This window comes from Vibrio sp. 1751 (genome assembly GCF_033339895.1).
Classification (GTDB): Bacteria; Pseudomonadota; Gammaproteobacteria; order Enterobacterales; family Vibrionaceae; genus Vibrio; species Vibrio alginolyticus.
This window is the reverse complement of record NZ_JAWOVM010000128.1, coordinates 1-8,398: the sequence shown is the minus strand read 5'-3', so window position 1 is coordinate 8,398 and position 8,398 is coordinate 1. Positions and strand designations below refer to the sequence as shown.

11 protein-coding genes are annotated in these 8,398 nt (G+C 44.1%); 7 read left to right on the top strand and 4 right to left on the bottom strand.

Annotated features, from left to right (window positions below):
- Positions 1-202 precede the first annotated feature (202 nt).
- The 6 genes from R7041_RS21770 to yfcE all read left to right on the top strand — a co-directional run bounded on the left by R7041_RS21770 (position 203) and on the right by yfcE (position 3,449).
- Complete coding sequence (locus R7041_RS21770; protein ID WP_005382077.1) at positions 203-937, top strand: DUF1538 domain-containing protein; 735 nt, start codon at positions 203-205, stop codon at positions 935-937.
- Complete coding sequence (locus R7041_RS21765; RefSeq protein WP_005382078.1) at positions 934-1,725, top strand: DUF1538 domain-containing protein; 792 nt, start codon at positions 934-936, stop codon at positions 1,723-1,725. The genes R7041_RS21770 and R7041_RS21765 overlap by 4 nt, the downstream gene beginning before the upstream one ends.
- A complete protein-coding gene (locus R7041_RS21760) occupies positions 1,715-2,065 on the top strand; it encodes a P-II family nitrogen regulator (protein ID WP_054578025.1) in 351 nt (116 codons plus the stop codon). The genes R7041_RS21765 and R7041_RS21760 overlap by 11 nt, the downstream gene beginning before the upstream one ends.
- A complete protein-coding gene (locus R7041_RS21755; protein WP_005382085.1) occupies positions 2,062-2,469 on the top strand; it encodes a CBS domain-containing protein in 408 nt (135 codons plus the stop codon). Before R7041_RS21760 ends, R7041_RS21755 begins: the two co-directional genes overlap by 4 nt.
- 149 nt (positions 2,470-2,618) lie before the next feature.
- Entirely contained in the window at positions 2,619-2,828 is a 210-nt protein-coding gene (locus tag R7041_RS21750; RefSeq protein WP_005382086.1) for a hypothetical protein, read from the top strand.
- A 75-nt stretch (positions 2,829-2,903) separates the two neighbouring features.
- Positions 2,904-3,449 carry a phosphodiesterase gene (gene yfcE, locus R7041_RS21745; protein WP_138939153.1) on the top strand — a complete coding sequence of 182 codons (546 nt, stop codon included), beginning with the start codon at positions 2,904-2,906 and terminating at the stop codon, positions 3,447-3,449.
- A gap of 39 nt (positions 3,450-3,488) precedes the next feature.
- On the opposite strand, the gene R7041_RS21740 is transcribed toward yfcE, so the two are convergent.
- From R7041_RS21740 to R7041_RS21725, 4 genes are read right to left on the bottom strand one after another with little or no spacing between them, the layout of a single operon-like run.
- Positions 3,489-3,767 carry a SelT/SelW/SelH family protein gene (locus tag R7041_RS21740; protein ID WP_005382088.1) on the bottom strand — a complete coding sequence of 93 codons (279 nt, stop codon included), beginning with the start codon at positions 3,765-3,767 and terminating at the stop codon, positions 3,489-3,491.
- 21 nt (positions 3,768-3,788) lie between these two features.
- Entirely contained in the window at positions 3,789-4,544 is a 756-nt protein-coding gene (locus R7041_RS21735) for a sulfite exporter TauE/SafE family protein (protein ID WP_047102891.1), read from the bottom strand.
- Between the two features lie 46 nt (positions 4,545-4,590).
- Positions 4,591-5,106 carry a transmembrane regulator ToxS gene (gene toxS, locus R7041_RS21730; RefSeq protein ID WP_005382091.1) on the bottom strand — a complete coding sequence of 172 codons (516 nt, stop codon included), beginning with the start codon at positions 5,104-5,106 and terminating at the stop codon, positions 4,591-4,593.
- Between the two features lie 11 nt (positions 5,107-5,117).
- Positions 5,118-5,996, bottom strand: a complete 879-nt coding sequence (locus tag R7041_RS21725) for a transcriptional regulator (protein WP_005382092.1) — start codon at positions 5,994-5,996, stop codon at positions 5,118-5,120.
- Positions 5,997-6,267: 271 nt separating this feature from the next.
- Here R7041_RS21725 and htpG point away from each other — a divergent pair, with 271 nt between their 5' ends.
- Positions 6,268-8,172 carry a molecular chaperone HtpG gene (htpG, locus tag R7041_RS21720; RefSeq protein ID WP_053303298.1) on the top strand — a complete coding sequence of 635 codons (1,905 nt, stop codon included), beginning with the start codon at positions 6,268-6,270 and terminating at the stop codon, positions 8,170-8,172.
- The last annotated feature ends 226 nt before the right edge of the window (positions 8,173-8,398 follow it).

Sequence of the window (8,398 nt, the reverse complement as noted above, 5' to 3'; positions counted from 1 at the left end):
CGGGAGTAAAATTTATGAATAGCACATCTCACTGTTTTAAATTTCAGGGGTGTCGCACTTCGTACTTGAATCCAAGATATGTAACTAAATGTTATAGATGGCGCTAGTGCATTCACGGTAGAAGAGTGAAATCTATGCCAGACTAGAAGTTATCGCTCATTGGAACGAGCGTAATCAGTTTGCACAATCAAGGAGGATAGGCATGGAAGCATTTGTTGCGCTTTTTCGAGCGCTCCTCAATAGTGCTCGTGACTTATTACCCATCATCATTGTTATCACTTTTTTCCAATTAGTCGTTTTGCAAGAGCCGCTGCCCAACCTGGTCTCCATTCTTTTTGGCTTGTTGCTTGTCGTTTTAGGATTAACCTTTTTTATCTTTGGCCTAGAACTTGGTCTTTTTCCTATCGGAGAGAGTATGGCTCAAGCCTTTGCAAAAAAAGGCAGCGTGTTTTGGTTATTAGTCTTTGCGTTTTGTTTGGGGTTTGGCACCACGATAGCTGAACCTGCATTAACCGCGGTAGCGGAAGAAGCCTCAGAAGTTGCGGCAGAGGGCGGAATGATCGCTAACTCAGAGCAGTCCATGCAGGATTACGGAGAAGGACTTCGAGTAACAGTAGCTCTCTCTGTGGGGATAGCCATCGTTATCGGCGTTTTGCGTATCTTAAAAGGGTGGCCGATTCATTACATGATCATTGGTGGCTACGTCGGCGTTGTAATACTGACGTGGTTTGCACCTGAAGCCATTATTGGCGTCGCTTACGATTCAGGAGGTGTAACCACGTCCACCATAACAGTACCTTTGGTCACTGCACTGGGTGTCGGTTTAGCGTCTTCTATTAAAGGGCGTAACCCTATGGTGGATGGCTTTGGTTTAATCGCTTTTGCCTCGCTGTTACCGATGATGTTTGTGATGGTTTACGGAATGGTCGTAACATGATTTCAATTGATCATTTCCTAGACACTTTGTTATCGACCGTTCGAGACGTCGTTCCCATCGCCAGCATTATTTTTGGTTTTCAGTTAGCGGTGTTAAGGCGTCCTGTTAGCAACCTTAAGAAAGTTTTGCTTGGGTTCGTTTATGTGATTTTCGGGTTAGCTCTTTTTTTACTTGGATTAGAAATGGCGTTGTTTCCACTTGGGGAGACGATGGCTGTGCAATTAACGGCGCCGGAGTTTTTACAAGAGTTCAAAGTATCGGTAGGGAAAGCCTTAATGTGGGTCGACTATTATTGGGTTTACACCTTCGCCTTTTTTATAGGCTTTAGTACCACGATTGCAGAGCCTTCTTTAATCGCTGTAGCGATAAAAGCAAACCAAGTCTCTGGAGGCAGTATCAGTATTAACGGCTTGCGCGTAGCCGTTGCGTTTGGGGTGGCAATTGGTATTGCATTAGGGAGTTACCGGATTGTCGTGGGCGATCCCATTCATTATTACATCATCGCGGGTTACATCGTCGTTGTGATTCAAACGTTTTACGCTCCTAAGCTTATTGTTCCACTCGCCTACGATTCTGGAGGCGTAACAACTTCTACCGTCACTGTCCCACTTGTAACTGCATTAGGGTTAGGGCTTGCTTCGACCGTCCCTGGAAGAAACCCAATGATTGATGGCTTTGGCTTGATCGCGTTTGCCAGTCTATTTCCTATGATCTCTGTGATGGGCTATGCGCAAATAACCCAGTGGCTGAATAAAAACGTCTCGGAGGAAGAAGAAAATGCGCTTTAAATTGATACTTGCGTTTGTTGAAGACAGCAAAACAGACAAGGTGTTGGACGCTGCACGCGATGCTGGTGCGACCGGTGCAACAGTGATTAACAATGCTCGCGGGCAAGGTTTAAATCAAAAGCGAACGTTTTTTGGTTTAACGCTAGAAGTGCAAAAAGATGTGCTGCTGTTTGTGGTCGAGGAACATCTATCTCGACACATATTAGAGACCATTAATGAGGTTGGTGAATTTGACAGAGAGTCGGGACAGGGGATTGCTGTTCAGATCGATATTGAAGATGCAGTCGGTGTCGCGCATCAAGTCGAGACATTGACCAAAGTAGTCGAGGATGAATTATGAGTGATCAAACGATAATTAGAGTTCGAGATGTTATGGCGGCAACGTATGTAATGGTTGATGGACTGATGACCGTATACGAAGGCATAACGCTAGCGAAAAAATACCAAGTCAAAGCGCTGGTGGTGAAAAAGCGAGATGATAATGATGAATATGGCATCGTGTTGATGAATGATATCGCCAAAAAGGTGCTGGCGAATAATCGTTCTCCTCAGCGCACAAATATTTATGAAATCATGACCAAGCCCGCTTTGTGTGTCGAACCAGATATGAACGTAAAATATTGTGCACGTTTGTTTGAGCGATTTGGCATAAGCAGAGCGCCGGTCATTGAAAGTGGCGAGGTCATTGGGATGGTGAGTTATAACAATATTGTCATCAACGGTATGGTGCGAGAAGAAGTGTAATAGGTTGATATAAATGAAAAATCAACGAATTTTTTCTCAAGTCAGCGACTGTTACAAAGAACTAAAATATTTAATATATGTTAGGTTGCATATGTGTTAATTCACCATTATTCTTTGCGCCCTAAGCCTAATGTCGAGGAATCTGTATCATGCCTTTAGTCTCTTGCCCCGTGTGTGAGAAACAAATCTCAAAACGCGCTCATGCATGTCCAGGATGCGGAGAGCCCGATCCGCTGCACCATCTAGCCAAATCAAAATTTATGTCGATGGTGTTTTGGATACTGGTGTTGGTTGGAACAGCGTATGCAGCATGGTTCTATGTTTTGCCTATGGTCATTGAATCATTGCGCTATCAGTAGTATTCAAACCGTCGTAGGTTGAGCTGCTAAAAAAATGCCGTAGAATGACCTCATACTTTTTGAGGAGACAATGTCGTGAAACTATTTTTTGCCTCAGACCTGCATGGCTCTTTGCCAGCAACTAAAGAAACCATTGAGCTATTTCTGGCCTCTGGTGCGCACCACATGATTTTGCTAGGAGATACGCTAAACCATGGGCCGCGAAACCCTATTCCGGAAGGCTACAACCCTCCACAGGTAGCAGACTTATTGAACCAATACAGTGATCAAATTATTTCTGTACGTGGCAACTGTGATAGTGAAGTGGACCAAATGCTATTGAAGTTTCCAATGATGATGGATTACTCATGGGTGCTACTTGAATCTGGCAAGAGAATCTTTTTGACTCATGGTCACTTGTACAACTCTGAAAAACGGCCGCCACTGCGCGAAGGTGATATCATCGCCCACGGGCATACACATGTTCCCGTCGCAGAGATGCAAGATGGAGCCATTATATTCAACCCAGGCTCGATGACATTCCCACGTAATGGCTTACCGAGAAGCTTTGGTACTCTAGAAGACAATAAGCTAACGGTAAAAACGCCAGAAGGCGAAGTATTAGCACAAACCATGATTTAACGGTTTTACTAAGTAAAAAAATAGGGAGCGAATTGCTCCCTATTTTGTGTCTGAATGTCCTAAATCGCGTTCTGGGTCGATAATGTCTCTAACGCGCTGTTTTAGCACCTTGGCTTCAGGAAAGCCGCTGTCTTTTTTCCGTTCCCAAATTTGCTGGCCATTACAGAAAATTTCGAAGCGACCACCTGTGTCCGGGTGTAAGCTGATTGTTTCTATTTCTTCGCTAAAAGTATGCAGTAATTCTTGCGATAGCCAAGTTGAACGCAACATCCAGTTGCACTGGCGGCAGTAATAAATATCAATGATTGCTTTATCCATGAAACTTTCCTTTTAATCTTTTTAAACCAGCAACTTGATGCCCACCGCAAACGTGAGAATTTCGAATGCAACTTTAATCACTCTGTTACTGTATCGAGTCGCGGCCCATGCGCCTAAACTGCCGCCTAGAAAAGAGCTTAACAATAAAACAGGTAACCAAGCCCAGTGAATAGGCGCCCCTGCCTGTACGACGGCAATGCCTCCAATGCCATTCCAAAACAGGCCGACACAAATCATGGTGTAAGCAACGGCTTGTTTGTAGTCGTAACCAAACCAGCGCACCAAAAATAGTGTCACGAGCAAACCAGAACCTGCGGTAAGAGATCCGTTAATGATGCCGATAAACAGTAAGCCAATTCCACCAATAACCCAACCGATAGGATGACGGTTACGTATTACTTCAGCTTGGCCTAGCGATGTCTTAAATCGCGAGTAGATACCTAGCGCTAGGATCATCGTACCGAGCATCTTTTCCGCGATACCATCAGGGATCTGTACAATTAAGTTAGCCCCTAAAATCACGCCAATACTACCGGACAAGATAAGGTAGAGCGCGATTTTCCATTTAATAGTGCCTGATCTCAAATGCGTGCTTGCTGCGCCTAAGCCTAAAGCGACCGAAGCCACCTTATGTGTGCCTAGCGCAACGGAGAACGGTAAGCCGAGAAAGATGAGTAAAGGGAATTGAAGCAAGCCTGCTCCGCCACCGGAAAGTGAAGCCAGCGTGTTGGCGATTAGTGAACCGAAAAAGAGAGTAGTGGTATCTAGCCAATCCATAAGCAAACCAAAGGGGGCGTCTTGCCCCCTTATCATCCAATCAAAATTAGTTTTTAAACAGTACCGAAGAACCGTGGTTCAAGCTAGTGAGCAAGAGTGTTTTTTCGTTCACGACGTCAATACGACGACTTTGCTCCGCATCTAGCTTAAAAATTTGAGTAATCAAACGTAGCTGTGCTTCGGAAAAGTCTTTTGATTGAGAAGATGAAATATCTTTAAACTCCGAAGGCGAGACCAACAAATAGTTGTCACTTACTTCCCAGCGGCCTTTTTCCGAGATATTTATCGTTGATTCTGCGGTTGAACCTTGAGCGAATAGTTTTATATTTGCTACGCGAATATAGTCACCATTAGGGAGATATTTCACGTTTGATTCAACATTAACTCGGCGTAGTGGGCCGACAGTATCGTCAGGCAAGCTGTCTGTAATGACTGTCACCATGGTCGACTGCCATTCGTTTGCTGTGAGGAGCTGCTCCACTTTTAGGTCACTTCCCCAATACAACCAACTACTGAAAAGAACGGATACGGCCAAAACCGCAGATGCTAATTTAATCTTCATATTGGCCTCCTTTATTTGCAGATGTCTGTTGGATCGTTTTGACCTGCGAAAATACGCAGTGTTACGTTCTCGTAAGAGTGGTTACTGTCATGAATGTAGTTCAGAATCAGCTGGTTATTTTGTCCACCAGTGGCAATCACTTCCACTGGCAACGAGTCTTCTGCATGGTGCTTCACGTAGCGCTCAATGCATTGCTCTATTGAAGGCAACCAGTTGTTGATTTGAGGGTGATTTACAGGTGTCATCACCGGTACACTTTGATACTCACCAATCTGACGGAATTGGGATTCCGCAGGGTTCGTGAATAACAATACGCAAACAGGAAGCAGCAGAGACAAAAAGATAATGACACGCGGTAGCCAGTTAATCGTGTTAGATGCTGGCTTCGGCTGAGTTTTAGTCGGCTCTACTTGAGGCTCAAGATCAGCAGTAGTATCGGTCACTATCTCTGTTGGTGGTGTATCGCTCGCTTCTAACTCCACTGCTGGCGCTTCTTGTTCAGAAGCGGTTTCTTCAACGTCAGTGTTAGAGTCAGTAGAAAATGGGCTCAAGCGTTCCACTGAACAAATGAGTTGGTAGCCACGTTTAGGTACCGTTTTAACAAACTCTGGAGATTTTGTTGAATCCTTCAACATCTTACGCAGAGTAGAAATCGCTTGAGTCAGGCTTGAGTCATCCACCTCAAAACCTTGCTCACGCCAAACAAACTCGTGAAGCTCGTTACGGGTTAAAACTTCGTTTGGTCTCTCTGCCAACATCAGAAGTATACGGCTTTCGTTGCTTCCTAATCGTACAACGTCGTTGCCGTTTTGTTGGTCAGCGAGCGAATTACTATTTGGATCAAAGGTGAACCTTTGAGCAAGTAGAAATTTGGTGCCAATGTTAGTCATTTAGTTCTTCTTAGATGGATGATGTTGTAATTATGGTGATTTATGTCACAAAATTACCGGGGCGCTTGGAGTGCGCACGACATTTTAGATGCTTTTAGACGGGTAGGATAATTAAAATTTTCTAAAAAAACACCGTTTTTAGCAATATTGACCTTGAATTTACATTTGTCAGCCACATGTTAAATGACATCTCGGTAAGGTGATTTCAAGGGGAAAGTCACAAACTTGTCCCTATGAAAAAGCCAATTAGTTTAGATGTTATGGAGCACACATGAGCGAAACCGTATCTCAAAATAAAGAAACTCGTGGTTTTCAATCAGAAGTAAAACAACTACTGCATTTAATGATCCATTCTCTTTATTCAAATAAAGAGATCTTTTTGCGCGAGCTGATCTCTAACGCATCAGATGCATCAGACAAACTGCGCTTTCAGGCGTTATCTAACCCAGATCTATACGAAGGTAATGCAGACCTTTGCGTGAAACTGTCGTTTGATGAAAGCGCAAATACCTTAACCATTTCTGATAACGGTATCGGTATGAGCCGTGATGATGTGATTGAGCACTTAGGAACAATCGCAAAATCTGGAACAGCCGAGTTTTTCTCAAAGCTATCTGAAGAGCAGAGCAAAGACTCTCAGCTTATTGGTCAGTTTGGTGTTGGTTTCTACTCGGCATTTATCGTTGCTGACGCCGTTACCGTGCGCACTCGCGCTGCGGGTCTAGCCGCTGATGAAGCGGTACAATGGCACTCAGCGGGTGAAGGTGAGTACACCATCGAAAACATTACCAAAGAGTCACGTGGTACCGACATCATTCTTCATATGCGTGAAGAGGGTAAAGAGTTTTTGAATGAGTGGCGTCTACGTGACGTTATCAGTAAGTACTCTGATCACATCGGCATTCCTGTTTCAATCCAAACTGTCGTTCGTGATGACGAAGGCAAGGAAACAGATGAGAAAAAGTGGGAGCAAATCAACAAAGCCCAAGCACTGTGGACGCGTAACAAATCTGATATTTCAGAAGAAGAGTATCAAGAGTTCTACAAGCACGTATCACATGACTTTGCCGATCCATTGGTCTGGAGTCATAACCGTGTAGAAGGTAAAAACGACTACACGAGCTTACTATACATCCCATCGAAAGCACCTTGGGATATGATGAACCGCGACCACAAATCAGGCTTAAAACTTTACGTACAGCGCGTATTCATTATGGACGATGCAGAGCAATTTATGCCGTCATACTTACGCTTCGTACGTGGTTTAATAGACTCAAACGATTTACCGCTAAACGTATCGCGTGAGATTTTACAAGACAATAAAGTGACTCAGTCTCTACGTAATGCTTGTACTAAGCGCGTGCTAACGATGCTCGAGCGTATGGCCAAGAATGACGAAGAGAAATACCAATCATTCTGGAAAGAGTTTGGTCTTGTGATGAAAGAGGGCCCTGCGGAGGACTTTGCAAACAAAGAGAAAGTTGCAGGTTTATTGCGCTTTGCTTCAACTGAAGTGGACTCTTCTGAGCAAACTGTGGGCTTGGCGTCTTACGTTGAGCGCATGAAAGAAGGTCAAGATAAGATCTACTACTTGACGGCAGACAGCTATGCAGCTGCGAAAAACAGCCCTCACTTAGAACAGTTCAAAGCGAAAGGCATTGAAGTTATCTTGATGTACGACCGCATTGATGAGTGGCTGATGAACTACTTAACTGAGTTTGATGGTAAACAGTTCCAGTCAATCACTAAAGCTGGGCTTGATCTAAGTCAGTTTGAAGATGAAGCAGAAAAAGAGAAGCAAAAAGAAACCGAAGAAGAGTTTAAGTCGGTTGTAGAGCGCACGAAGTCTTACCTAGGCGATCGTGTGAAAGAAGTTCGTACCACCTTCAAACTCGCATCTACGCCTGCTGTTGTGGTAACGGACGATTACGAAATGGGTACTCAAATGGCGAAGCTTCTTGCGGCAGCTGGTCAAGCTGTGCCGGAAGTGAAATACATCTTTGAGCTAAACCCTGAGCACAAATTGGTTAAGCGTATGGCTGACGAAGCCGATGAAGAAGCGTTTGGTCGCTGGGTTGAAGTTCTGCTTGGTCAGGCAATGCTAGCGGAGCGAGGCTCTATTGAGGATCCAACAGAGTTCTTAGGAGCCGTTAATCAACTTTTGACTAAGGTGTAATAACCTCTGCAAATCAAAAAGCTCGCATTTCGCGAGCTTTTTGTTTGTTGTCGCAAAATTTTGCATCTCAAGTGCTGAGTTAATAATCAATAGGGCGTGAAAGAGGGTACTGTTAACATTCTTTAGTCTTAATACACTCTTTGCTCAGAGAACCTGTGATAGAATCTGCGACTTGAATGTGAGTAATAAGGCGTGTATTTTTGCTCGCCTATATACGTTATACCGA